This is a genomic window from Yoonia sp. R2-816 (genome assembly GCF_046762905.1).
Lineage (GTDB): Bacteria > Pseudomonadota > Alphaproteobacteria > Rhodobacterales > Rhodobacteraceae > Yoonia.
In genome coordinates this window covers 19,384-43,423 of the sequence record NZ_JBKQXN010000133.1, presented here as the reverse complement: position 1 = coordinate 43,423, position 24,040 = coordinate 19,384, and the positions used below count along the sequence as shown (strand labels likewise).

Sequence of the window (24,040 nt, the reverse complement as noted above, 5' to 3'; positions counted from 1 at the left end):
GTATTTTTGAACAAAAGAAGCATCAGACGGTTTCGAGTTCGGCCTTCGCCTCGTCCAAGATCCGCTTCGCCTCGGACCCTTCCAGTTTCTGGATGTCATCCTGGTATTTCAGGATCGCCCCCAGCGTGTCGGCAATCACCGCTGGCGACAGGTTGATCACGTCGAGGGCCAACAGGCACTTGGCCCAGTCAATCGTCTCGGCCACGCCGGGTTTCTTGAACAAGTCCTCGGTCCGCAGTTTCTGCACGAAAGCCACAACTTCACGGGACAATGCCTTCGACGCTTCTGGCGCGCGGGCCTGCAAAATCTCCATTTCACGTTCGAAATCGGGGTAATCGACCCAATGATAAAGACAGCGCCGCTTCAACGCATCATGTACCTCGCGCGTGCGGTTTGAGGTCAGGATCACAATCGGCGGCTCCGGCGCCTTGACTGTGCCCAATTCCGGGATGGTCACCTGAAAATCAGACAAGGCCTCAAGCAAGAACGCCTCGAACGGCGCATCGGTCCGGTCCAACTCGTCAATCAGCAGGACCGGCGCACCACCCGGCTGGGGCCGCATCGCCTGCAACAAAGGTCGCTCAATCAGATATTCCTCGGTAAACAGTTCCGTTTTCAAAACATCGCGATCAGCCCCGCCAGATGCCTCTGCGGCGCGGATCGCAATCATCTGCTCCGCAAAATTCCATTCATAAACGGCCGAGGCCGAATCCAACCCCTCATAACACTGCAACCGGATCAGCCGACGCCCCAGCGCGGCCGCAATCGCCTTGGCAATCTCGGTCTTGCCCGTGCCCGCCTCGCCTTCCAGAAACAGGGGTCGCCCCAGTTTCAGACTCAGAAACACCACCGTGGCCAATGCCCGCCCGCAGACATAATCCTGCCCGGCCAGCGCGGCCTGCACCTCATCAATACTGCCAAATGCCATGCAAATCTCCCTTACGGGTCATAGCTGCATCCCGGCGCACGCGCGTCAACCCGTCCATTGCCCCCGCCCGACCAAAGTCATACCCTGCGCCCTAACAGCGAAAGGACCCAGCCATGAACGAAGCGACCCCCATCAAGACAACAGGTTTCGGCCCCGATCTGGGACCATTCGACTGGGCCGATCCCCTGCGGTTGGAAGATCAGCTGACCGAAGACGAACGCATGCTGCGCGATGCGGCCCACACTTTCGCGCAAAATACGTTGCAGCCCAAGGTGACGGAGGCCTATCGCGAGGCGACAGTTGATCCCGGTATCTTCAAGGAAATGGGCGATGCGGGCCTGCTGGGCATCACCATCCCCGAAGAATACGGCGGGCTTGGGGCCGGATACGTGACCTATGGCCTTGTCGCGCGCGAGATTGAGCGAGTCGATAGCGGCTACCGCTCCATGATGTCGGTGCAATCGTCCTTGGTTATGTACCCGATCCACGCCTACGGCTCTGACGCCCAGCGCCAGAAATACCTGCCCGGACTTGCCGCAGGAACCCTGATCGGCTGCTTCGGCCTGACCGAACCGGACGCAGGCAGCGATCCGGCCGGCATGAAGACAACCGCGAAGAAAACCGCGAACGGTTATGTCCTGAACGGCTCCAAGATGTGGATCAGCAACGCGCCTATCGCCGATGTCTTTGTCGTCTGGGCCAAATCCGAAGCGCATGACGGCAAGATCCGTGGCTTCGTGCTCGACAAGGGGACCCCCGGCCTGACCGCACCCAAAGTCGGCGGGAAACTCAGCTTGCGCGCCTCTGTCACCGGCGAAATCGTGATGGATAATGTGGAAGTCAGCGAAGACGCGCTCCTGCCCGGCGTCCAGGGCCTCAAGGGGCCGTTCGGATGCCTCAACCGCGCCCGATACGGGATCGCCTGGGGTGTGATGGGCGCGGCAGAGGCGTGCTGGCACGCCGCACGCCAATACGGGCTGGACCGCAAGCAATTCGGCAAACCCCTGGCGCAGACCCAGCTTTTCCAGAAGAAACTCGCCGACATGCAGACCGAAATCGCCCTCGGCACCCAATCCGCCCTGCAGCTTGGGCGCCTGATGGAAGCAGGCACCGCCGCCCCCGAAATGATCAGCCTGATGAAGCGGAACAATTGCGGCAAGGCGCTCAATATCGCGCGGGCATCCCGCGACATGCACGGGGGCAATGGAATCAGTGAGGATTTTCAGATCATGCGCCACATGGTCAACCTCGAGACGGTGAACACCTATGAAGGCACGCATGACGTGCATGCACTTATTCTCGGGCGTGCACAAACCGGACTGCAGGCGTTCTTTTAAGATAAAATAGCGCCAATCATCAGCGGCATTGCGCCAAGTTCTGCCTTAAAGGGTATGTATTTCTCGCTCCAATAACCGGGGATAAACCCGGGAAGGAGCGCGACGATGCAAGACCCACAATTGACGATTGAGACAGAGCTGAAAGAACTGGAACCCAATGCGTGGTTTTCCCAGATCGATGATATCTGCGATGATCTTGGGTTCTTTGAACAGCTGGGTGCCGACCACTTTGCGGGTTTCCTTGAGGCGGGAAACAACCTGCTCGTCACCTTTGAAAACGCCGAAACGATCCGGGCGCACAACACCGATGCCGAACCGCGCGGCTTTGCCTATGCCCGCCATGACGGCTGGTCGCATCTGGCGCTGATGTCAAAAGGACAAAGCTGGTTTCGCGACCCCGCGGTCTATGATTTCTTCGATCGGCTGACCGATGACGGGTTCTTTGACGATTTCGAAACGATCCTGTTTCACGGTGCACATGAAGGCGCATATGCCGCTGCCGCCTTTTCGGTAGCCGCGCCCGGTGCAACCGTCATCGCCCTGCGCCCGCAGGCCACGCTGGACCCCAAAATCACAAGCTGGGATCCCCGCTACAAAGCCCACCGGCAAATCAACTTCAATGACCGCTACGGTTATGCGCCTGACATGATCGACGCGGCGGAAGCGGTGTTTGTGGCCTATGACCCGTCCCAGCATCTCGACACGATCCATGCCATGCTGTTCAAAAACCCCAATGTCACCCTGCTGCCCTGCCCGCTCATGGGCACGCAGCTTGACCGGGCCTTTGATCGGCTGGGCATTCACGACGTGATGATCAAACTGGCGATGGACGGATCACTGGACGGCAAACGCTTTGCCCAGCTTTTGCGCGCCCGGCGTTATGACCACACCTATGCGCGATCACTGGTGACGCATCTGATGCGCACAAACCATCAGCGGCTTGCCGTGATCATTTGCACCTACATGCTGCGGCGCGGTCAGAACGAGTTTTTCAGCAAAACCCTGCAAAGACTGACAGAAACGCAGGCCGCCTAGCTATCACCGTTCCGGGCATCCACGGCCTTCTTGCCGGCCTCGAACAGGCGCGTGCCGAAATAGCCCAGAACACCCCCCAGAATGACCCAGAATGGTGTGCCGCTGTTCAACAGGGCAGCAGCGATGGCCGCGGCCAACATGGCAACCATGAACGCAATCAGGCGTTTCTCGGCTGGTTCAACGGTTATATGCCCTTCCATCGCTTTTACGATGGGGCCCGCAACAGGCGTCTCAAGCTGCGGTGTCAAAAAGCCTGCGACGGCGGCAATAAGAAAGCCAAGCATGGGGTTCTCCGGCTGTTAGATCTGCTCAATGGTTAATATCGGAATGCTGGCACAGAACTGCAAGGGGTCGGGTCCGGCGGCTATGGTCACCGGGCACGCAAAGGTGTAATCGAGCAACATGAGCGAAAAACACCCGACCCGCCTGACCATAAGGCGCCCTGACGATTGGCATTTGCACCTGCGTGACGGCGCCATGCTGCAAGCGGTGCTGCCGGAGACGGCCCGGCATTTCGCCCGCGCGATCATCATGCCAAATCTGGTGCCGCCAGTGGTGACTGCAAAACAGGCCAGCGCTTATCGCGACAGGATCATGGCGGCTTTGCCGGACGGGGCCGGTTTCACCCCGTTGATGACGCTCTATCTGACCGAAGACACCAACCCGGCCGATGTGGCCCACGCCCATACCAGCGGGATCGCAACAGCCGTCAAACTCTACCCCGCCGGGGCCACCACAAACTCGGCATCCGGGGTCAAGAACTTCGACAAGGTTCGGCCGGTTCTGGAAACCATGGCCGATATCGGCATGCCGCTTTGCGTGCATGGTGAGGTGACAAACAGCGATATCGACATCTTCGACCGCGAGGCGGTGTTCATCGACAAGGTGTTGAAACCACTGCGGAAAAAGGTGCCCGATCTGCGGGTCGTGATGGAACATGTCACGACCGAGGACGCGGTCGACTACGTGCGCGACAACCACAAGAACCTTGCGGCCACGATCACAACCCACCACCTGATCATCAACCGCAACCACATCCTCGCAGGCGGGATCAAGCCGCATTACTACTGCCTGCCCGTGGCCAAGCGCGAGGCACACCGGGTCGCACTGGTACAGGCCGCCATCTCCGGCGACAAACGGTTCTTCCTGGGCACAGACAGCGCGCCCCATACCGACCCGGCCAAGCTGCAGACCTGTGGCTGTGCGGGCATTTTCACCGCGCCCAACACGCTGTCCTGCCTCGCCGAAGTATTCGAAGCTGCGGGCAAACTCAAAAAGCTGGAAGCGTTCACCTCGCTCAACGGACCCGACTTCTACCGGCTGCCCGCGAATGAAGACACGATTACCTTGGAAAAAGGCGATCCGGTAACCTATCCCGCCCAGATCGAAACGGCTGATGGGCCTGTCACGGTCTTCGACCCCGGTTTTGACCTGCATTGGCGGGTTGTCGACTAAAGAGCAGAGAACAAGAATGATCCCCACCTCCTTTCCGACCAAAGACGAAATGGCGCGCCTGACCGCCAGTATGCTGATCGAAATCGGCGCAATTGACTTTAATGCCACCGAACCGTTCACACACGCCTCGGGCAAGCAGGCCCCGACATATGTGGATTGCCGCAAGCTGATCTCTTATCCGCGCATCCGCGCCACTCTCATGGACTTCATGGCCGTCACCATCATGCGCGAGGCCGGGTTCGAAGCGTTCGACAATATTGCAGGCGGCGAAACCGCTGGCATCCCCTTCTCGGCCTTTGTCGCCGAACGGCTCGCCCTGCCAATGACCTATGTGCGGAAAAAACCCAAAGGTTACGGGCGCAATGCCCGGATCGAAGGGGTCATGACGAAAGGCCAGCGTGTGCTGTTGGTCGAGGATTTGACCACCGATGGCGGGTCGAAACTGTCTTTCGTCGACGCGATCCGCGACACCGGGGCCACCTGCAACGCCACCGCAGTTATCTTTTTTTACGATATCTTCCAGGGCGTAGAAAAAACTCTGGCTGATCACGGCGTGCAACTCATCTCGCTCTGTACCTGGTGGGATGTGCTGGCCGAAGCCAAGGCGCGCAAGGCCTACGACACGGCTACGCTGGACGCGGTCGAGGCTTACCTGAACGACCCTCACGGTTGGCAGCCGACTTAACCAAAGGGTCAAAAAAACTTACACACAGGTCTGTGCACAAACCGTCCCCAGAATCGCCGGTGCAATGCGCATGTCGTGTTTGTTTTGGCGATCACCACAATTTGTGGTAGGACAGACTCCCGATCAGAATTGTCCACAGGTTTATCCCGCTGCCTGTCCACCATCATTTCCAGATGGCCCCGCGCGCAGACCACCTGTTAAGAGGCACGCGGGACAAGTGAGGTAGGCCAATGAACGAAATCACCGCATTCAATGCGACCGGTGTGGAAGAAGCAGGCGCAGACCTGATGCCGCATTCGATCGAAGCTGAACAACAGCTTCTGGGCGCGATTCTGACCAATAACGATATCTTTGACCGCGTCGCCTCAATCATCGGCCCCAAGCATTTCTACGACCCTGTCCATGCCCGGATTTTCGAAACCGCAGCGACCCGCATTTCCAAAAATGCGCTGGCCTCGCCGGTGACCCTCAAGACCTTCCTCGAAGATGACGAAGGGCTCAAGGAGCTGGGCGGCCCGGCCTATCTCGCTCGCCTTGCAGGTGCCGCAATTTCCGCCTTTGCCGCCCGCGACTACGCCCAGATGATCTATGACCTCGCGGTCCGCCGTGAACTGATCACAGTCGGTCGCGACATCGCCGACAAGGCGGCCAAGGTCGATGTCGACAGCGAACCCAAGGAACAAATCGTCGAGGCTGAACAGGCGCTTTACGCTCTGGCTGAACAGGGCACCGCGGAAAGCGGCTTTCAATCCTTCCTGCGTGCGGTCACAGATGCGGTCAACGTCGCCAACGCCGCCTATCAGCGCGATGGCGGCCTGGCTGGTGTATCCACCGGCCTGGTCGACATGGACAAGAAACTTGGCGGCCTGCACAAATCCGACCTCCTGATCCTCGCCGGTCGCCCCTCGATGGGGAAAACCTCGCTGGCCACCAATATCGCCTTCAACATCGCCAAGGCCTACAAGAAAGGCGTGCTACCCGACGGCACCGACGGGGCCGTCAATGGCGGTGTCGTCGGTTTCTATTCACTTGAGATGAGCGCCGAGCAGCTCGCCGCCCGGATCCTGTCAGAGGCAGCAGAAGTGCCCAGCGAACAGATCCGGCGCGGCGATATGACCGAAACTGAATTCCGCCGCTTCGTCGATGCGGCCAAATCGCTGGAGGCTTGCCCGCTTTTCATCGACGACACGCCTGCCCTGCCCATCGCCCAACTCGCGGCCCGGGCCCGGCGGCTGAAACGGACACACGGGCTCGACGTGTTGATCGTCGACTACCTGCAGCTTGTGCGCGGCTCCGGCCGCTCCGAAAACCGCGTCAATGAAATCTCGGAAATCACGATGGGCCTCAAGGCCATCGCCAAGGAACTCAACATCCCTGTCATTGCCCTCTCGCAGCTCTCTCGCCAGGTCGAATCCCGCGAAGACAAACGCCCGCAACTGTCAGACCTTCGCGAATCCGGCTCGATCGAGCAGGACGCCGATGTGGTCATGTTCGTCTATCGCGAGGAATACTACAAAGAACGGGAGAAACCCGGCGATCACGAGATGGAAAAGATGGCCCAATGGCAGGAAGAGATGGAGCGCCTGCACGGCAAGGCCGAAGTCGTCATCGGCAAACAGCGCCACGGCCCCATCGGCACGGTCGAACTCAGCTTCGAAGGGCGCTTCACCCGCTTCGGCAACCTTGTGAAACCGTGGCAGCAGGGCGACGACACGCAATTCTGACGGCCCGATCATCCGTCCCCAAACGCTAGGATTCCGCAATAGCCTATGCCCCGTGAAAGCAACCAGACGAACCCTCAGATGACATTGCGCTACGATTTCGACATCGTTGATATCTTTCCCTCGGACGTCTTCAGTGACGCCCGCATCGCTCAGGCACTGGGTGATATCGGCATTGACGGGAATGCGGCTGGCAACAAAAAGGCGTTGTTCCGTGATCAGGCGACCGTTGATGCAATCCTTGCAGGCCCGCCGGCGCTGAGAGACTATTTGGAGGCTAGCGGATTTGGATTTACGACTTATGACAGTGGTGCACCGGCAGGGCGTTACCCGGCCAAGGATGGGCCGATGATCGTTCATGTCGTCGAGCGGTTATCCCAAAACAGATCAGATTTTGACTTCGCGGCCTCACGATCGGTCGAACCTCTGCCCGGTGGTTTCAATTTCGGACACTTCGAGCTGCACCTCGCCACTATCAAACCCATCGACATGTCGCTCGTAAGAAAATCTGCGCTGGCACGGGACGGTGAACTGCCGCGCTGGCTGGTCATGCTGATATCGGCAGCTGCGGTCGCTCTCGGTGGTTACTATTACTTTTTTGGGATTGACCTATAGAGCCTCGAACACGTCGCTTGATGTGGTTGCAGGCGAATAGACTTGCGATTTCAGCACGCGGATAAACGACTATCTGACGGCCTCATGGGCGACGGCTTTCCGGTCCTGGATCCAACTGTAGTTCTGGGTTGCGAAACCCATCGGAAAGCTGCGGCTCTCCCAGCTCTATGCACCGGCACCAACCACCATAAAGAGGATGAGATATCTGAGCGTGACGGCTCTGCGTCACGAATACCAGCGCAATAACAAATCAGTACGGGCCAACAGGCCATATAAGCCCGGATGGGAAGGCAGCGGCAGAGTGCCTTCAGTGTCGATTCTCCCCAGTCAATTACTCCCTTGACCTGGAGTCGCTCCAATAGGCTACGCAAGAGCCTCAAAGGAGAGACCCGATGCGAATCAACGAAGCCTCCGCCCGCTTCAGCAACCTGGTCAAGCCATGGCAACAGGGCGACGACAGCAGCTTCTCGTCACCATCGCGCTACATCTTCACTGGCGTCGCAAGAAATGGGATCGTCTTTTCGTAAAAGCTGAGCGGCGGTCGTGTATTCAGATCATCATACCATACCGTGCGGGGGTCCACGCCATTCTTCAAAAAGAAATACTCGGTAATGAGCTGGGCCTGAGCCTCTACACGCAGATCAAAAAAACCTACCGTACCAGGTTTTTTGAGCATGTAGTTGTAGTCAAGAAAGGACGCGTTTGATCCGTCTTCCTCATGGGCGTTGCATTCCAGATACAACCTTAGATTTGACTTCGTGCCAAAGGCCTCTTTGATCTCGGCCTGGCGCCACATGAAATCGGACAACCGTTCATTCGGAAGCGGTTTCGCGTTGGCGAAAGACAGCGAAGGAGGACCGGCATTGCTTGTCCCAAACGCGCCATTGACATGTGACTGCCGACTTTCGAATTCGTCCAGGGGTCCAACCGTTGTGAGGATGGGATCATAGGCCTCCTGCGACAGATACGACGCCTTGTCAGTAGCAATACGGGCACGCGCCCTGCTTTCGACCCCTTTCAGACTATCACGCTTGTTATAAAGTTTTTGCAGAACCGAAGAATGGTACTGACGCAACGCAGCTTTTACAGCCGGTAGCTGGGTCCGTGGGGCCCTTTCCATCTCGTCTTTCAGCTGATCTGACCAATCAAGGATCGCAGCTTCAATTTGCCGTTGAACCATAATCGCGTGTTCGAGCCATGCATCATAAGCTTTCTGTTTGAAATGCGCATCTCGGTCCTTTTGCCCGCTGCAATACGCTGTTTTTTGGAATTGCCACGCATGGGCAACTTCATGAACCAGGGTTCCCTTCTGCTTCATCGTCCCCTTTGAGATGTCGTCGGCATAGTCGCCACCCAGCAGATAAATCATATTTTCGGATTGATATGATCGCGTTCTCTGGGGATCATCAGGATCGGTTTCAAAAATGCGGATCAGGTCATAATTCACAGCGCCATTGAAAACACGTTCGAGCAATTCGCGCTCGGCAATCTTCAGTTTACGGCCAGTGGACTGTTCCGCCATCTATTGCTCCTCAATTCTTTTATGTGACACGGCCAAATGCCCGGTCGTTACAATGATCGGACGCTAGTCAATTATGTATACGCTGGCAACAGACGCATGACTGATCGCACACCCTGATAACTTCGCTTGACCTGGAGTCGCTCCAATAGGCTACGCAAGACCCTCAAAGGAGAGACCCGATGCGAATCAACGAAGCCTCCGCCCGATCCGGCCTGACCCAGGACACCATCCGGTTCTACGAAAAATCCGGTATGCTGCCCCAGATCCGGCGCGACGGCCGTGGCTGGCGGGTGTTCAGCGCCGATGATGTCAACTGGCTCACCACGCTGGAACGGCTGCGCGCCACCGGCATGCCGCTGGATGACATCAAAAGCTTCGCAATTTCGGCCCATGCCCCCGATCAGAACGCACCGGAACAACGGGCGAAACGGCTTGACCTGTTGCAACGGCATGCCGTCACGCTGGCCCATCGCGAGGCTGAACTTCAGGCCTGCAAGCAATTCCTGAACCACAAAATCTCTCTCTACCGCACTTCATTGGAGACGACAAATGGCTGATTTCAAACATATTCCCGCAAAACCCACCCTTGGCCTTGGCTGCTGGGCCATCGGCGGCCCTTTCTTCATGGACGGCCGCGCCGTCGGCTGGGGCGAGATTGACGATAACGTCTCAAATGCGGCCATCGCAGCAGCGCTTGACCATGGAATCGCGCATTTCGACACCGCCCAGGCCTATGGCTGCGGGCATTCAGAAACCGTGCTGGGTGAGGCGCTGAAAAACCATCCCGACGTGGCCATCGCCACCAAGATCGGTCTGGAAATCAACACCGAAACCAAGCAGTTGATTGGCCCCATCAATGACCCCGAGGTGATCCGGCAGACCATCGACGCCTCACGCAAACGGCTGGGCCGCGACCGGATCGACCTTGTTCTGCACCACAACAACGAACTCCCTGTGGAAGAGGCGCAGCCGACCTTCGACATGCTCGCCACGCTTTATGATCAGGGCATCATCGGGGCCTATGGCTGGTCCACGGACTTCCCCGACAGCGCCCGCGCCTTTGCCGATCACGCCGGCTTCACAGCGGTGGAACATGCAATGAACGTCCTCAAACCCGCCAGCCACATGGTGCCCGTCATCGAAGAGCTGAACCTGCTCTCGCTCGTCCGTTCCCCCCTCGCCATGGGGGTGCTTGGCGGCAAATACGACGCCAAGACGCAATTCAGCAAAGACGAAGTCCGTGGCAGCAACCCCGGCTGGCAGGACTATTTCAAGGACGGCAAGATCACCGATGCCTATCTGGCGCAACTCAACGCCACGCGCGACATCCTCACCTCGGGCGGACGGACGCTCGCCCAGGGGGCGCTCGCCTGGCTCTGGGCGCGCACGCCCAACGCCATGCCCATCCCTGGCTTCCGCACACCCGAACAGGTCAACGATCTTTGCGGCGCGCTCGCCAAGGGGCCGCTGACGCAAGCGCAAATGGAAGAGATCGAAACCATCCTCGACCGGCCAGAAGAAGGGCCGCCAAAAGCGAGCTAGGGTCAGCGGCGCCAAAAATCTTCGAAGATTTTTGCCAAGATTATTCCAATAATCTTGGTCCCTACTCCGCCGGTTCCTTCTTCTCCGGCTTCAGAAACGGATACACAAACTGTCGCCAATACCCGCGCGGCACGGTGTCGCCCACAACACCGTAATTCTCGGGCCACTCCGTTTCCGGCAGATGATGCGTCCCAAACAACCAGTCATAAATCGGGAAATGGCTGGCATAGTTGATATCGATGGCATCGCGGTCCGATCCGTGATGCCAGTGATGAAAGCGCGGAGTGACAAAGAACCGCTCAAGAAAGCCCATCTTCCAGCCGATATTGGCGTGGATGAAGCTGGAGTAGAAATAGACGATCAGAAGATAGGCTTGAATGGCCGCCGGATCGAAGCCAAGGGTAAACATCGGCACCGCCGTCAGGCCGCGCAGCACGGCGATCTCCACGAAATGCATGCGGGCACCCGCCAGCCAATCCATCTTCTTGGTCGAATGATGGATGGAATGAAAGCGCCACAACACAGGAAACGTATGGAAGGCGCGATGCACCCAGTACTGCACAAAATCGGTGGCCATCATGATGATCACCACCTGCAACCAGAATGGCAGATTGACGATGTAGATACGCACATCATCCAGTGGGATCTGGGCATTTACATAATTGGACGGAGCCAGCGTGATGAAACCCAGCACCTGCACCAGCATCGAACTGACCAGGTAGTAAAACATGTCCTCCTGCCACTCGGCGCGGAACACTGTCTGTTCGCCCCGGGCCGGGAAAAACCGCTCCAACGGGACAAAAAGAAACCCGACAACCAGTACGTTGATGATGAAGTAATCAAGGCCGAAATAGAAACTCTGTTGCGCGTCTGACGCGATCTGCGGCTGTGTCGTGGCCATCAGCGATGCCACCACCGATACCGCCAGTGCGGTCCAGCCCAGCGATTTGTGCCGGCTTAAGATCAGGCTCAGCAGCGACAGCGCATATCCCGACAACAACACGAAACGCAGGAAAGCCGTGACAACACCGCTATCCTGAATAAACGCGATTTCGGGGTAGGAAAACGTTTCCGGAAACCAGCGCAGCAACACGATCAGAAAGCCCGCAATGGACGCCAACAATGCCAGCGAACCCGACAGCCAACCACTGCCCAAAGGGCGCTGATCGCGGGGCGTTTCCAACTGCGTGATGACTTTTTTCAGAATACCCAAATCAACCTCGTCAATATCTCGGGTGTTCTTAAAGAAGAACATTCCGGCAAGAAGAAGGACTTTCTTAACGAACAGGTACCGAACGCCCCATTAATCCGCAAATTGTGCCAAACTTGCCATACGCAAGTCCGACGTTTGTCCGACGCGATGCCGACAACGAAAAACGCCGCGAAACTACAGGATTCATAATCATTGCAAGGATATCACTCTTGCGCCCGCAGAAAACGGCGCGCGGCCCGTTAACCTCTTGCCGCCCTGTCCTGCCCCTGCCAAAAGGTGCGCATGAGTACCGGACGCCTGACTATCGACCTTGACGCCGTCGTCGCCAACTGGCGCGCTTTGGACGGCATGACCAATTGCAAGACCGCCGCCGTGGTCAAGGCCGACGGCTATGGTCTGGGCGGGGCCAATGTGGCCAAGGCGCTGTTCAAGGCAGGCGTGCGCCAGTTCTTTGTCGCCGTCGCGGAAGAGGCCGTGGCGATCCGCGAGGAATTGGGCGGAAAGCCCGATATATCGGTGTTTTCCGGGCATATGAAAGGCGACACGGATCTGATCCGCGAGCTGAAACTGACGCCCATGATCAACTCGGTCGATCAGCTGACGCATCATTTCGAAACCCTGCCCGGCCATCCGTTCGGCATCCAGCTTGATACCGGCATGAACCGGCTGGGCATGGAAGCGCAGGAATGGGCGGCCATCGCCGAACTGGCACTGGCCCAGAACCCGACACTGGTCATGTCACATCTGGCCTGTGCGGATGAGCCCGACCATCCGATGAACGCCTACCAGCTTGATAACTTTAAACAATTGACCGACGGGATCAGCGCACCCCGCTCGCTTGCCGCAACCGGCGGCATCCTCCTCGGCCCGGATTATCATTTCGACCTGACCCGCCCCGGCATAGGTCTTTATGGCGGCCTCCCGTTTGAGCAGGCAACACCAACCATCGAACTCGACCTTCCGGTCATTCAGGTGCGCGATGTGGCCGAAGGCGAAGTTGTCGGATACGGCAATAGCTGGCAGGCGGAGCGCCCGTCAAAAATCGCAACCGTATCAGGCGGTTACGCTGATGGCATCTTTCGTATGTTGTCAGACAAGGCCACCCTTTACCATGGCGATACGCCCTGCAAACTGGTCGGGCGGGTTTCCATGGATCTGCTGACAATTGACGTAACTGACTTGGCCGAGACGCCGACAAAGCTGACACTGATCGGCCCGCAACAGAGTGTTGACGATCTGGCAAACCAAGCCAGAACAATCGGTTACGAGGTGCTGACCCAGCTTGGCGCACGCTACAATCGCAAGACCTTTGGCAAATAAGGCGCGCCGCCCTTACATAGCCCTAAGGTTTCATTAAGGGTCCCCATGTTAAACATTCTGCGCATCGCCAATCTGTCACTTCTGATCCTGTTTCCCATCGCGTGGTTTGCGCCATTGATGCGGGCGGGTCTCTTACCGCTCTTTGGTCTGAACGAAATCAGCGTGATCACCGGCATGCAGGCGCTGTGGGAAAGCGACGTGGCTCTTGCCCTTCTGGTCACCGCTTTTGCGCTCTTTGCGCCCTATCTCAAAACTATCGGCCTCGCACTTGTGCATTTTAACCTATTGAAAGACAACACGATTCCAGCGCTGTCGTGGATAGGAAAACTGGCGATGGCCGATGTTTTCCTCGTCGCACTTTATATCGTAGCCTTCAAGGGCGTCGGCATCGGCAAGGTCGAAACCGGATGGGGCCTTTATATGTTCACCGCCTGTATCCTCGCGTCCATCGCGATCTCTGCGCTGACACCGCGGGCAAAGGCCACGGCCTAAACCATTGCCCCGGTCGGCAAACTGGTCCAAAAGGTGAACATGGCCAAAGATCTTACTTTTTCCTGCAATGAATGCGGCGCCAGTTTTGGCAAATGGTCCGGGCGCTGCGACGGCTGTGGCGCCTGGAATTCGATTACCCAAGACAAGGCGCTGTCGTCAGGCCCCAAAGGCAAAACACTGGGCGGTGCACGCGGGAAAGCCATCACGCTGACCGACCTTGAAACCCAGGAGAAGGAACCGCCCCGGACCGAAGCAGGCGTCGGCGAATTGGACCGGGTCCTGGGCGGCGGCCTTGTCAAAGCCTCTGCCCTGCTCGTCGGCGGCGACCCCGGCATCGGCAAGTCCACATTGCTGCTGCAGGCTGCTGCAAGATTTGCCCGTAACGGTCTGAAAGTTATCTATATTTCCGGCGAGGAATCCAATGCCCAGGTTCAGATGCGCGCCCGCCGTCTGGGGCTTGAAAAAAGTCCGGTTATGCTCGCTTCCGAAACCAACCTGCGTGATATCCTCACAACGCTGGAGGCCGAAAAACCCGACCTGGCCATCATCGACTCGATCCAGACGATGTGGGCCGACAATGTCGACAGCGCTCCAGGCAGCGTGTCGCAGGTCCGCTCATCCGCCCATGAACTGACCACTTTTGCCAAGCGCAACGGCATGTCGGTCATCATGGTCGGACATGTGACCAAGGATGGCACAATAGCAGGCCCGCGCGTGGTCGAACACATGGTTGACACTGTTCTTTATTTCGAAGGCGAACGCGGTCACCAGTTCCGCATTCTGCGCAGCGTCAAGAACCGGTTTGGCCCAGCGGACGAAATTGGCGTATTCGAGATGACCGGTAAAGGGCTGGCAGAAGTCAAGAATCCCTCCGCCCTGTTCCTGTCAGAACGCGGCACCCCTGCCCCAGGATCGGTGGTCTTCGCGGGCATCGAAGGCACAAGGACCATGCTGTGCGAGATCCAGGCACTTGTGGCACCTTCGCCACACAGCCAACCCCGCCGTAGCGTGGTCGGATGGGATGGCGGACGCCTTGCGATGATCCTCGCCGTGCTCGAATCCCGCTGCGGTGTGCCCTTCACCGGATTGGACGTTTATCTCAATGTAGCAGGGGGTTTGCGCATCTCTGAACCTGCCGCAGACCTCGCCGTCGCGGCGGCCCTTGTCTCTGCGCGGGAAGACGCCGCTTTGCCGGCAGAGGCCGTCATTTTCGGGGAAATCAGCCTATCGGGCGCGCTGCGTCCGGTGGTTCAAACCGAAAATAGATTGAAAGAAGCCCAGAAACTTGGTTTTACCTCTGCGATCATACCGCAACAGGCGAAACAGCCAGCGGTGACCGGTCTGGGTCTGCGCAACGCGACCGACCTTGCCGGATTTGTTGAAGAGGTATTTGGCGCACGTTAGCGTCATCGGCAGGAGACGGACCATGGAAGGCTTCACACTCGTCGACGCAGGCGTCGCGCTCATTATCGTACTCTCGGGCGTACTGGCCTACAGCCGGGGGTTTGTGCGCGAGGCAATGGCGATTCTGGGTTGGATCGGTGCCACCATCGTGGCTTTCATCTTTGCCGATCAGGTTGAACCACTTGTGCGGCAAGTGCCGATCATCGGTGATTTCATCGGTGACAGCTGCGAATTGGCCATTATTGCTGCGTTTGCTGCCGTTTTCGCGGTGGCCTTGGTTGTCGTCTCGATCTTCACACCGCTGTTTTCCAGCGTGGTGCAGCGGTCTGCCCTTGGTGGGGTCGATCAGGCGCTTGGCTTCCTGTTTGGCGTGTTCCGTGGCATCCTGCTGGTCGCTGTGGCCTTCTTTGTCTACGACACCGTATTTGCCAGCCAAGAGGTGGCCATCATCGACGACAGCCGCTCGGCCCGTGTCTTTGCCCAGCTGACGGGCCAGATCGAAGAACAAAACCCCGAACAGGCGCTTGGCTGGATCACTGAACAGTATCAACAGCTGGTCGGAACATGTGGCGCACCAGCCGACACCGCGCCAACCGAATAATCAAAGACATCTGACAGAATGAAGGCCGCGACACTTTTGTGCGCGGCCTTTCCTCTATTTTACCATCACCCGACCGCTCGATGGCGATTGACCTAGGCATACCATGCCAACCCTGTGCCGATCAGTCCCGTCATCAGCCAAAACCCTTGCAGCGGCGCGTCGGCAAAGAACACCGCATTCATGCGTCTGCCCGGCAAGAAGGTGAACAGACCCGCCACCCCCATCACCCAGAAGTAAAGGCTGCGCATCTCCCTTTGATGATCGGCGATGCGCCCCTGACGGATGGCCCTGATGCCCTGCCACAAGCCGCAGATCGTTACGACCGACAGCGCGTGGATCGGACTGACCGGTATCGGCAACAAGCTTCCCCTGATGTCAAAGGATGACAATGCCGTCACAGCCATAACCGCAACCCACGCATAACCAAACACACTGTGCCAACGATCCCGAGAGCGCCGCAAAAGCGCAGCGCTCTGATAATGCTCAGTGCCGAAGACCACTACGTGCGCGTGACCACGACCACCGGGACAGAGCTGGTTCTGATGCGCCTAGCGGACGCGATGGCGGAGGTCGGCCAGACGCAGGGCCTGCAAGTGCATCGATCCCATTGGGTGGCTCTGGATCAGGTCGTCAAAGTGGCCCGCATCGGCGACCGTGGTGAATTGACACTGTCGGATGGCAGCACCCGCCCGATCAGCCGGGGTTTCATGCCGGCCGTGCGGGCCGCAGGGCTGCTGCCCAAAGGGCGCGGCGCCTAAGGAACGCCCGTTATCGGGACGAAACAGTGTTTCCCTGCCGTTGGTCATGATCGTTTGGTGACAGCACGTCCCCGACCCGCTAAGACCGGGGCAGACCAGTGCAAACGGATTCGGAGCTGCCCCCTTGTCCACCCAGATGCCCCCTGCCCATCCCCTTGACGACGATAAATTACGAGAGGAATGTGGCGTTTTCGGCGTTGTGGGCGTCACCGACGCGGCCAACTTCGTGGCCCTAGGTTTGCACGCCCTGCAACATCGCGGGCAAGAGGCAGGCGGAATCGTCACCCATGACGCCGAGACCGGTTTCAATCAGGCCCGCCGCATGGGGCTGGTGCGCGACAACTTTACCAGCGCCGATACGATGCAGATCCTGCCGGGAACGATCGGCATCGGGCACGTGCGCTATTCCACCGCAGGCTCAAAGGGGCAGACCGCGATCCGCGACGTGCAGCCATTCTTTGGCGAGTTTTCCATGGGCGGGGCCGCAATTGCCCATAACGGTAATATTACCAACGCCATGTCGCTGCGACGCGAGTTGATTGAACGTGGCTCGATCTTTCAAAGCTCTTCGGACAGCGAATGCATTATCCATCTGATGGCCCGCTCCATGGGCCGCACCATCCCCGACCGGATGGAAGAGGCGCTGCGCAAGGTTGAAGGCGCGTTTTCCATCGTAGCCATGACCCGCACCAAGCTGATCGGCTGCCGCGACCCCTTGGGCGTGCGTCCGCTGGTGCTGGGCAAAATCGGCGACGGCTGGGCGCTGGCGTCCGAGACATGCGCCTTGGACATCATCGGGGCCGAATTCGTCCGCGAAATCAAACCGGGCGAGATGGTGGTGATCACTGCTGAAAAAGGTGTGGAAAGCCATTTCCCGTTCCGCCCCAACCGCGCGCGGTTTTGCATTTTTGAGCATGTCTATTTCAGCCGCCCCGACAGCATCCTTGGCGGGCGATCAGTCTATGAAACTCGCGAGAATATCGGGCGCGAACTGGCAAAGGAAGCCCCTGTTGACGCTGATCTGGTCTGCCCCGTCCCCGATAGTGGCACACCTGCGGCCATCGGCTATTCCCTGCAATCAGGTATCCCCTACGCCATGGGCATCATCCGCAACCAATATATGGGCCGGACATTCATCGAGCCGACCGAAAGTATCCGGAACATGGGTGTGCGTCTGAAGCTGAACGTCAACCGCGCCCTGATCAAGGGCAAGCGCGTGATCCTGGTGGATGACAGCGTTGTGCGCGGCACGACCAGCCGCAAGATCAAGGAGATGATCCTGGATGCGGGCGCGGCAGAGGTCCATTTCCGCATCGCGTCGCCCCCAACGGCATGGCCCTGTTTTTATGGGGTGGACACACCGCAGCGGGAAAAACTGCTCGCCGCGACGATGTCGGAAGAAGAGATGCAGACGCATCTTGGTGTGGACAGCCTGAAATTCATCAGCCTCGACGGGCTGTATCGTGCCGTGGGCGAAGCAAAGGGCCGCGACAAGAATGCGCCCGCCTATTGCGACGCCTGCTTCTCGGGTGAATACCCGGTTGCCCCGTCCGATATGATTGAGCAGGGGTTCCAGGCAAAGACAGCGGCGGAATGACCACGGTTATCCACCACAACCCGGATTGCGGTACATCCCGCAATGTGCTGGCTGTCATTCGTGCGTCGGGCACGGAACCCGTCATCATCGAATACCTCAAAACCGGCTGGACCCGACCGCAATTGCAAGCGCTTTTCGCTGCCGCCGGCCTGACCCCACGCGCCGCGCTGCGCACATCGAAATCGCCAGCAGAAGAGCTGGGCCTGCTTGATCCTACCGTCAGCGATGACGCACTGTTGGATGCGATGGTCGCCCATCCGATCCTCGTTAACCGGCCGATTGTCTGCACGCCGAAGTGTGTTGCCCTGTGCCGACCGTCCGAGGCTGTGCTGCCGCTTTTGGAGAAACCACTGACCGAACCGGTCTACAAAGAAGACGGCGAGCCCTTGATCACGCCAATTTGACCGGATTAGGGCAGGAATGCGACGGAATACCTCACGTCATGCCCATATTGTTGCCTGTTTATTAACAAAAGCATCTGGCATGACACCGCTCAAACAAGAACCTGAGCGGTATTCACCAGATGACAGAAACGACACCGGCCCATGTGGCCGCCAAGGCAACGATTGCCGATGCCATTGACCTGAGCCAATTGACCCTGCTTGGGGTGATGCAGGCCCATGACGGGCCCGCCGCCCTGCTGCGCTCGCCTCGCGGTCGGATCGAGCGTGTCCAGATGGGTGCGCGCGCGTTCGGCTATACCGTAGCTGCAGTTGGCGACAGGCAAGTCCAACTGACCGACCGGCGGGGCACCGTTTATTCGCTGACGCTTACGACCTCTTGACCTTGCCAGCGGTTCGGCACATGTCCGGGCCATGACACAGACTGCATTGATCACCGGCGCCTCGCGCGGTTTGGGCGCGGCCTTGGCCAAGGCGCTTGCCCCCACACATCACATCATCGCCGTTGGCAAAACCGTCGGCGCGCTGGAAGAACTGGACGACACCATTCAAGCCGCTGGTGGACAGGCCACCCTGGCCCCCATGGACATCACCATCGATGCGGCCATGCAGCAGTTATGCCGTGGCATCTTTGATCGCTGGGGCAAACTGGATGTGTGGTTACATACGGCCGTTCACGCAGCCCCGCTGGCCCCTGCGGGCCATATCGGCCCCAAGGATTTGGCAAAGTCGATCAGCGTGAACATCGACGCCACCGCGCGCCTTATCAGCTATGTCGCCCCGCTTTTGGGCCAGACCGGACAGGCCGTGTTCTTTGACGATCCACGCGGAGGAGAGCAGTTCTTTGGTGCCTATGGTGCAACAAAAGCGGCGCAAATCGCGCTTGCCCGCTCCTGGCAGGCTGAGACAACCAAGACAGGCCCCAAAGTGCACATTCTAACCCCGGCGCCCATGCCAACGGCCACACGGGCACGGTTTCATCCCGGCGAAGATCGCGCAGCGCTCACTGATCCAAATGCAGAGGCTGCCCGGCTCTTGCCCGCCATTCTGGGATGAGCAACCCGCCTCTGCAGGTCATCGCTGATCAAATCATGGCAGCGGAGCGACCCAAGGGTATGGTTGCGCGGATCGTCGGCATTGACGGATGCGGCGGTTCTGGCAAGTCGACATTGGCCCGAAACCTGGCCAAGCACCTTGCCGCGCCGGTGATCCAGACGGATGTTTTTGCCACACCCGACATGCCACTGGACTGGTATGGCCGTTTCATGGTGCAAGTGATCAATCCCTTACGCCAGAACAAGCCAGCCAGATATCAAAGATATGACTGGGGGAAGCATGCATTGGCGGAATGGCATGACGTTCCCACCGGCGGAACAGTCATTGTCGAAGGGGTCAGCGCAACGCGCGCCCTGTTTCGGCCTGCATTAACATTTTGCCTTTATGTTGAAACACCGCGCGACATCCGTCTGCAGCGCGGATTGGCACGGGACGGGGCAGAAGCGTTAACGCTTTGGCAGAGCTGGCAAGAGGAAGAGGATCATTATCTGGCGGAAGAAGACCCCGCCACCCACGCGGATATGATCATTGATGGCACATGTCCGGTCGCGTGAGTCGCTATGTTTTTTGCAATTCTCTGACCATGCTGACGAAGCGCATTAACGTTTTGAGAGGATCAACGTCAGAATGCATCGACAATTGTTCCAGCCCCACATGGGCGGCGTAGAACAAGGCGGGCAATTCGGGCGTATCCACCTCCATATCGGCCAGGCAGTCAGCGACAAAGGCCAGCCGCTGCGCATCAACCCGCGCCACCGCCGCGCCCGCCGGGGCAAAGGTGCGACCCCAGGCACGCAGCGCGGCCTCGGCACCGGCTCCGCCTTGGGCCTCATGCGGCATATTGGCAGCCTGCACCAGCGCCTCCAGCCGCGGCAGACCACGCGGCAGTTCCTCCAGCCGCGCAATGATGCGATGGGTCGCTGCGTCTTCCCAATAGGTAAGCATGGATCTCTGCAGCTCCGACAAATCCTTGAAATGCCAATAAAATGAACCCTTTGTCGCCTTAAGCTCACGCGCGATCGGTTCAACCCGTAACCCCTCGGGTCCCTTGAGCGCCAGCGCGCGAAAGCCCGCGTTGATCCATTCCTGCCGCCCAAGGCGTTGCTTTTTTTGTACCATCCCAAAACCATACGCACCCGTATTGACATCGGCAAGTCGCCACGCAACCATACGTATACGTATGGAAAGGATTTGATGATGAACATTCCCCTTACAATCGCCGGTGCGATCATGGTTCTGACCACGGGGGTCCATGTTTTCGCAGGTGGCCCCGAATATCATGATGTGTACCAGACCGTGCTGCCGACAGCGCATCTCGCGTCAATGGCGGCGGTGTTATGGCACGTGATCACAATCAACCTGATTGTCTTTGCAGGCGCGTATTTCTGGCTGGCGCAGCATTCATCCCGCCCGTTGATGATCGCGCTTGCCGCAATGCAGATCGGTTGGATCGGGCTGTTTCTTTTCTATGGAACAACCATGCTCGGCTCACTCTGGCCGATGCCGCAATGGGTTATCTTTTCGGCGACAGTGTTGCTGACGATCTATGGTGCCCGGCAACGTGACGTTGCCCTTGCAACCTGACTTGCCGCGCCCCGCCCCCTCGCTTAGGAACAAACCAACAGCGAAGGGGCGGTTATGCGCATTCTCATCACTAATGACGACGGTATCAACGCCCCCGGGCTGCGGGTTCTGACTGACATCGCCCATGAAGTTGCCGGCGCCGATGGTGAGGTGTGGACAGTTGCGCCGGCATTCGAACAATCCGGCGTCGGCCACTGCATCAGCTACACCCACCCCACCATGATCGTGCAGCTTGAAGACCGCCGCTTTGCCGCTGAAGGCTCTCCGGCTGATTGCGTCATCGCGGGTTTGTACGATGTGATGAAAGACAACCCGCCCGACCTGATCTTGTCCGGCGTGAACCGGGGCAACAACGCAGCAGAGAATACGCTTTATTCTGGCACGATTGGGGCGTGCATTGAAGGTGCGCTGCAAGGCGTGCGGTCAATTGCCTTGTCGCAATTCTATGGCCCCGGCAATGCTGATCTGGATAACCCGTTCGAGGCTGCGGCGGACCATGGCGTAGCGACAGTGCGGGCGCTGATGAATGATGCGCTGTGGGATGATGCGGACTACAAGGTGTTCTACAACGTGAATTTCCCGCCCGTGCCGGGGGCAGACGTCAAAGGTATGGCGGCCACAACACAAGGGTTTCGATTAAATACGCGCTTCCGGGCGGAGGCGCAGACATCGCCCACCGGGCGCAAGTTTCTATGGGTGCGCGGCGGACCGCAGCACGAACCCACCGCACCCGGCACGGATGCTGCAGCCAACCTTGATGGATATATCTCGGTCACGCCGATGCGGGCGGATCTAACGGATTACGATATGGTTGCGACGCTTGAGGATGTGCTGAAGTGACCTTTGACGGCCCCACCAAGATGCAGTTCCTTTATGCCCTGCGCAGCAAGGGCGTGACGGATACGCGCGTGCTGACAGCTATGGAACAGGTGGACCGCGCCGATTATGTGAAGGGCACCTTTGCCGACCGGGCATATGAGGATATGCCCCTGCCTATTGCCTGCGGGCAGACGATCAGCCAGCCCTCAGTTGTCGGCCTGATGACACAGGCCTTGCGGATCAATCCGCGCGACAAAGTGCTAGAGATCGGCACGGGCTCCGGCTACCAGGCCGCCATCCTCAGCAAATTGGCACGGCGGGTCTATACCGTGGATCGGTATCGGCGCCTGGTTCATGCCGCCCGCGCGATGTTCGAGGCGCATGACATCACGAATATTACCACTTTCACCGCCGATGGCAGCCACGGGTTTACCGAACAGGCCCCCTTTGACCGGATCCTGGTGACGGCGGCAGCAGAAGATCCGCCCGGCCCCTTGTTGGCACAATTGCGGGTTGGCGGTATCATGGTGCTGCCGGTGGGGCAGTCGGACGCCGTGCAAAGCCTGATCCGGGTCACACGGCTCGAAAACGGTTACGAATACGACGAATTACGGCCTGTACGCTTTGTTCCCTTGCTAGAAGGGCTCGGAACAGACTAAAAAGGCACAAGATATAGTACGACCCCGGCAACAAGGGGCGACTTGGCAAGAGGAGCGGTATGATGTCCCAACAGCGGACCCCAGCACGACGTGTATTGATGGCAGGTGTGGCACTGGCCGCACTTGGTGCCTGTAACGAACCTTTCGATTTCGATCTGCGCGATAATGCCAACGGATTTGACACCAGCCGGGCGGTGCAGGACCTGCCCGGGCGGCCACGGCCTGATGATCGGGGTATTATCTCTTACCCCAACTATCAGGTAGTTGTAGCCCAGCAGGATGACACAATCCGTGGCATCGCGATCCGGCTTGGTCTCGATGCGAATGAACTGGCGACCTATAATGGGATTGAGCCTGATGTGATCCTCCGGCGGGACGAGATCATCGCCCTGCCCCAGCGTGTTGCAGAACCATCAGCCGCAACCGGTGCTGTCACCGGTCAGCCGCTGGATGTATCCGCCATTGCGACAGGCGCGCTTGATCGTGCGGATGCGACCAATACGGTCACGACCACACCACTTGATCCGGCGTCTCCTGTTACAACGCCGATTGCAGCACCAGCGCCTGCAGCACCGGCAGGTGCGGAACCCATCCGACATCAGGTTGTACGCGGCGAAACGGTCTTTGCGATTTCAAGGCTCTATAATGTGCCCGTCCGCAGCATCGCTGAATGGAACGGTCTGGACGCGGAATTCACAGTACGTGAAGGGCAATTCCTTCTGATCCCACAAGCGGGGGCCGTACTAGTAGCGGCAGCACCGCAGGAAGTGACGGCACCGGGCGTCGGGACGCAAACGCCAGTGCCGCCAAGTGCGGCTGCCCCATTGCCGGCCGAGACGCCATCGGTACCACTGCCGGCATCCGCTACACCAGACACACCAGATATCGGGGCCACCACGCCAGCATCATCATCGGATGCCCGGTTCAGCCGCCCGGTTGAAGGTAGCATTATCCGGGCCTACGCGCCCGGTCGAAATGAAGGGATCGATATTGGTGCACCGACCGGAACCAATGTTAAAGCGGCGGACGCTGGTAGCGTCGCGGCAGTGACCAACAATACCAGCGGCGTGGCGATTGTCGTGATCAAGCACAGCGACGGGTTACTGACGGTCTATACCAATATCGACAGCCTGACGGTGTCGAAGGGTGACACGGTGACACGCGGCCAAACGATCGGCAAAGTGCGCGCCGGTGATCCGTCATACCTGCATTTCGAAGTCAGGCGCGGTCTGCAAAGTGTCGATCCTGCCGATTACCTGCCCTGACAGACGCCGCACCGTAAGATGGGTTTAAACC

General features: G+C 58.6%; 28 protein-coding genes. 22 read left to right on the top strand and 6 right to left on the bottom strand.

Going from position 1 to position 24,040, the window contains the following annotated elements:
• Positions 1-22 precede the first annotated feature (22 nt).
• On the bottom strand, positions 23-928 hold the full coding sequence (locus ACFWW2_RS03100) for an AAA family ATPase (RefSeq protein ID WP_393926065.1): 906 nt from the start codon (positions 926-928) through the stop codon (positions 23-25).
• 113 nt (positions 929-1,041) lie between these two features.
• Between ACFWW2_RS03100 and ACFWW2_RS03095 the strand changes: the two genes are divergently transcribed.
• Entirely contained in the window at positions 1,042-2,265 is a 1,224-nt protein-coding gene (locus tag ACFWW2_RS03095) for an acyl-CoA dehydrogenase (protein WP_393926063.1), read from the top strand.
• Positions 2,266-2,370: 105 nt separating this feature from the next.
• Entirely contained in the window at positions 2,371-3,300 is a 930-nt protein-coding gene (locus ACFWW2_RS03090; protein ID WP_393926061.1) for a phosphoadenosine phosphosulfate reductase, read from the top strand.
• On the opposite strand, the gene ACFWW2_RS03085 is transcribed toward ACFWW2_RS03090, so the two are convergent.
• Entirely contained in the window at positions 3,297-3,584 is a 288-nt protein-coding gene (locus ACFWW2_RS03085; RefSeq protein ID WP_393926059.1) for a hypothetical protein, read from the bottom strand. The genes ACFWW2_RS03090 and ACFWW2_RS03085 overlap by 4 nt on opposite strands.
• A gap of 118 nt (positions 3,585-3,702) precedes the next feature.
• Here ACFWW2_RS03085 and pyrC point away from each other — a divergent pair, with 118 nt between their 5' ends.
• The 4 genes from pyrC (at position 3,703) to ACFWW2_RS03065 (ending at position 7,776) form a co-directional block, all read left to right on the top strand.
• Entirely contained in the window at positions 3,703-4,755 is a 1,053-nt protein-coding gene (gene pyrC / locus ACFWW2_RS03080) for a dihydroorotase (protein WP_393926057.1), read from the top strand.
• Positions 4,756-4,771: 16 nt separating this feature from the next.
• A complete protein-coding gene (locus ACFWW2_RS03075; protein WP_393926055.1) occupies positions 4,772-5,440 on the top strand; it encodes an orotate phosphoribosyltransferase in 669 nt (222 codons plus the stop codon).
• Between the two features lie 230 nt (positions 5,441-5,670).
• Positions 5,671-7,164 (top strand): replicative DNA helicase, encoded by a 1,494-nt coding sequence (locus ACFWW2_RS03070; protein ID WP_393926054.1) that lies wholly within the window; start codon positions 5,671-5,673, stop codon positions 7,162-7,164.
• Positions 7,165-7,242: 78 nt separating this feature from the next.
• The gene (locus ACFWW2_RS03065; protein ID WP_393926052.1) at positions 7,243-7,776 is read left to right on the top strand and encodes a hypothetical protein; all 534 of its coding nucleotides are present in this window, start codon (positions 7,243-7,245) and stop codon (positions 7,774-7,776) included.
• A 481-nt stretch (positions 7,777-8,257) separates the two neighbouring features.
• Here ACFWW2_RS03065 and ACFWW2_RS03060 read toward each other — a convergent pair whose 3' ends face one another.
• Positions 8,258-9,223, bottom strand: a complete 966-nt coding sequence (locus ACFWW2_RS03060) for a hypothetical protein (RefSeq protein ID WP_393926050.1) — start codon at positions 9,221-9,223, stop codon at positions 8,258-8,260.
• 254 nt (positions 9,224-9,477) lie between these two features.
• Between ACFWW2_RS03060 and ACFWW2_RS03055 the strand changes: the two genes are divergently transcribed.
• On the top strand, positions 9,478-9,855 hold the full coding sequence (locus tag ACFWW2_RS03055; protein ID WP_393926049.1) for a MerR family transcriptional regulator: 378 nt from the start codon (positions 9,478-9,480) through the stop codon (positions 9,853-9,855).
• Complete coding sequence (locus tag ACFWW2_RS03050) at positions 9,848-10,840, top strand: aldo/keto reductase (protein ID WP_393926047.1); 993 nt, start codon at positions 9,848-9,850, stop codon at positions 10,838-10,840. Before ACFWW2_RS03055 ends, ACFWW2_RS03050 begins: the two co-directional genes overlap by 8 nt.
• 61 nt (positions 10,841-10,901) lie before the next feature.
• Here ACFWW2_RS03050 and ACFWW2_RS03045 read toward each other — a convergent pair whose 3' ends face one another.
• A complete protein-coding gene (locus ACFWW2_RS03045; protein ID WP_393926045.1) occupies positions 10,902-12,095 on the bottom strand; it encodes a sterol desaturase family protein in 1,194 nt (397 codons plus the stop codon).
• Positions 12,096-12,335: 240 nt separating this feature from the next.
• On the opposite strand from ACFWW2_RS03045, the gene alr reads away from it, so the two are divergent.
• Genes alr through ACFWW2_RS03025 form a run of 4 tightly spaced genes read left to right on the top strand, consistent with a single transcriptional unit; the run spans position 12,336 to position 15,870 of the window.
• A complete protein-coding gene (gene alr, locus ACFWW2_RS03040) occupies positions 12,336-13,373 on the top strand; it encodes an alanine racemase (RefSeq protein WP_393926043.1) in 1,038 nt (345 codons plus the stop codon).
• A 45-nt stretch (positions 13,374-13,418) separates the two neighbouring features.
• Entirely contained in the window at positions 13,419-13,865 is a 447-nt protein-coding gene (locus ACFWW2_RS03035) for a paraquat-inducible protein A (protein ID WP_393926041.1), read from the top strand.
• A 39-nt stretch (positions 13,866-13,904) separates the two neighbouring features.
• Positions 13,905-15,269, top strand: a complete 1,365-nt coding sequence (radA, locus tag ACFWW2_RS03030; protein WP_393926039.1) for a DNA repair protein RadA — start codon at positions 13,905-13,907, stop codon at positions 15,267-15,269.
• A 22-nt stretch (positions 15,270-15,291) separates the two neighbouring features.
• Positions 15,292-15,870 (top strand): CvpA family protein, encoded by a 579-nt coding sequence (locus tag ACFWW2_RS03025; protein WP_393926037.1) that lies wholly within the window; start codon positions 15,292-15,294, stop codon positions 15,868-15,870.
• 92 nt (positions 15,871-15,962) lie between these two features.
• Here ACFWW2_RS03025 and ACFWW2_RS03020 read toward each other — a convergent pair whose 3' ends face one another.
• Positions 15,963-16,370 (bottom strand): DUF2306 domain-containing protein, encoded by a 408-nt coding sequence (locus ACFWW2_RS03020; RefSeq protein WP_393926035.1) that lies wholly within the window; start codon positions 16,368-16,370, stop codon positions 15,963-15,965.
• On the opposite strand from ACFWW2_RS03020, the gene ACFWW2_RS03015 reads away from it, so the two are divergent.
• The 6 genes from ACFWW2_RS03015 to ACFWW2_RS02990 all read left to right on the top strand — a co-directional run bounded on the left by ACFWW2_RS03015 (position 16,350) and on the right by ACFWW2_RS02990 (position 20,236).
• Positions 16,350-16,628, top strand: a complete 279-nt coding sequence (locus tag ACFWW2_RS03015; RefSeq protein ID WP_393926033.1) for a LytTR family DNA-binding domain-containing protein — start codon at positions 16,350-16,352, stop codon at positions 16,626-16,628. The two genes, ACFWW2_RS03020 and ACFWW2_RS03015, sit on opposite strands and share 21 nt — an antisense overlap.
• Before the next feature lie 136 nt (positions 16,629-16,764).
• Positions 16,765-18,225, top strand: coding sequence for an amidophosphoribosyltransferase (purF, locus tag ACFWW2_RS03010; protein ID WP_393926176.1), 1,461 nt, complete (start codon positions 16,765-16,767; stop codon positions 18,223-18,225).
• Positions 18,222-18,629 (top strand): arsenate reductase (glutaredoxin), encoded by a 408-nt coding sequence (gene arsC, locus ACFWW2_RS03005; RefSeq protein ID WP_393926031.1) that lies wholly within the window; start codon positions 18,222-18,224, stop codon positions 18,627-18,629. Before purF ends, arsC begins: the two co-directional genes overlap by 4 nt.
• Positions 18,630-18,748: 119 nt before the next feature.
• A complete protein-coding gene (locus ACFWW2_RS03000) occupies positions 18,749-19,009 on the top strand; it encodes a hypothetical protein (RefSeq protein ID WP_393926029.1) in 261 nt (86 codons plus the stop codon).
• Positions 19,010-19,040: 31 nt separating this feature from the next.
• The gene (locus ACFWW2_RS02995) at positions 19,041-19,682 is read left to right on the top strand and encodes an SDR family NAD(P)-dependent oxidoreductase (RefSeq protein WP_393926027.1); all 642 of its coding nucleotides are present in this window, start codon (positions 19,041-19,043) and stop codon (positions 19,680-19,682) included.
• Entirely contained in the window at positions 19,679-20,236 is a 558-nt protein-coding gene (locus ACFWW2_RS02990; RefSeq protein WP_393926025.1) for a uridine kinase, read from the top strand. The genes ACFWW2_RS02995 and ACFWW2_RS02990 overlap by 4 nt, the downstream gene beginning before the upstream one ends.
• A gap of 4 nt (positions 20,237-20,240) precedes the next feature.
• On the opposite strand, the gene ACFWW2_RS02985 is transcribed toward ACFWW2_RS02990, so the two are convergent.
• Positions 20,241-20,801, bottom strand: coding sequence for a TetR/AcrR family transcriptional regulator (locus tag ACFWW2_RS02985; protein WP_393926023.1), 561 nt, complete (start codon positions 20,799-20,801; stop codon positions 20,241-20,243).
• Between the two features lie 78 nt (positions 20,802-20,879).
• Here ACFWW2_RS02985 and ACFWW2_RS02980 point away from each other — a divergent pair, with 78 nt between their 5' ends.
• The 4 genes from ACFWW2_RS02980 (at position 20,880) to ACFWW2_RS02965 (ending at position 24,009) form a co-directional block, all read left to right on the top strand.
• A complete protein-coding gene (locus ACFWW2_RS02980; RefSeq protein ID WP_393926021.1) occupies positions 20,880-21,266 on the top strand; it encodes a hypothetical protein in 387 nt (128 codons plus the stop codon).
• Positions 21,267-21,320: 54 nt separating this feature from the next.
• Entirely contained in the window at positions 21,321-22,106 is a 786-nt protein-coding gene (gene surE, locus ACFWW2_RS02975; protein ID WP_393926019.1) for a 5'/3'-nucleotidase SurE, read from the top strand.
• Positions 22,107-22,126: 20 nt separating this feature from the next.
• Positions 22,127-22,744: a protein-L-isoaspartate(D-aspartate) O-methyltransferase gene (locus ACFWW2_RS02970; RefSeq protein WP_393926174.1), complete on the top strand. Its 618-nt coding sequence runs from the start codon at positions 22,127-22,129 to the stop codon at positions 22,742-22,744.
• A gap of 62 nt (positions 22,745-22,806) precedes the next feature.
• Entirely contained in the window at positions 22,807-24,009 is a 1,203-nt protein-coding gene (locus ACFWW2_RS02965; RefSeq protein WP_393926017.1) for a peptidoglycan DD-metalloendopeptidase family protein, read from the top strand.
• Positions 24,010-24,040 lie beyond the last annotated feature (31 nt).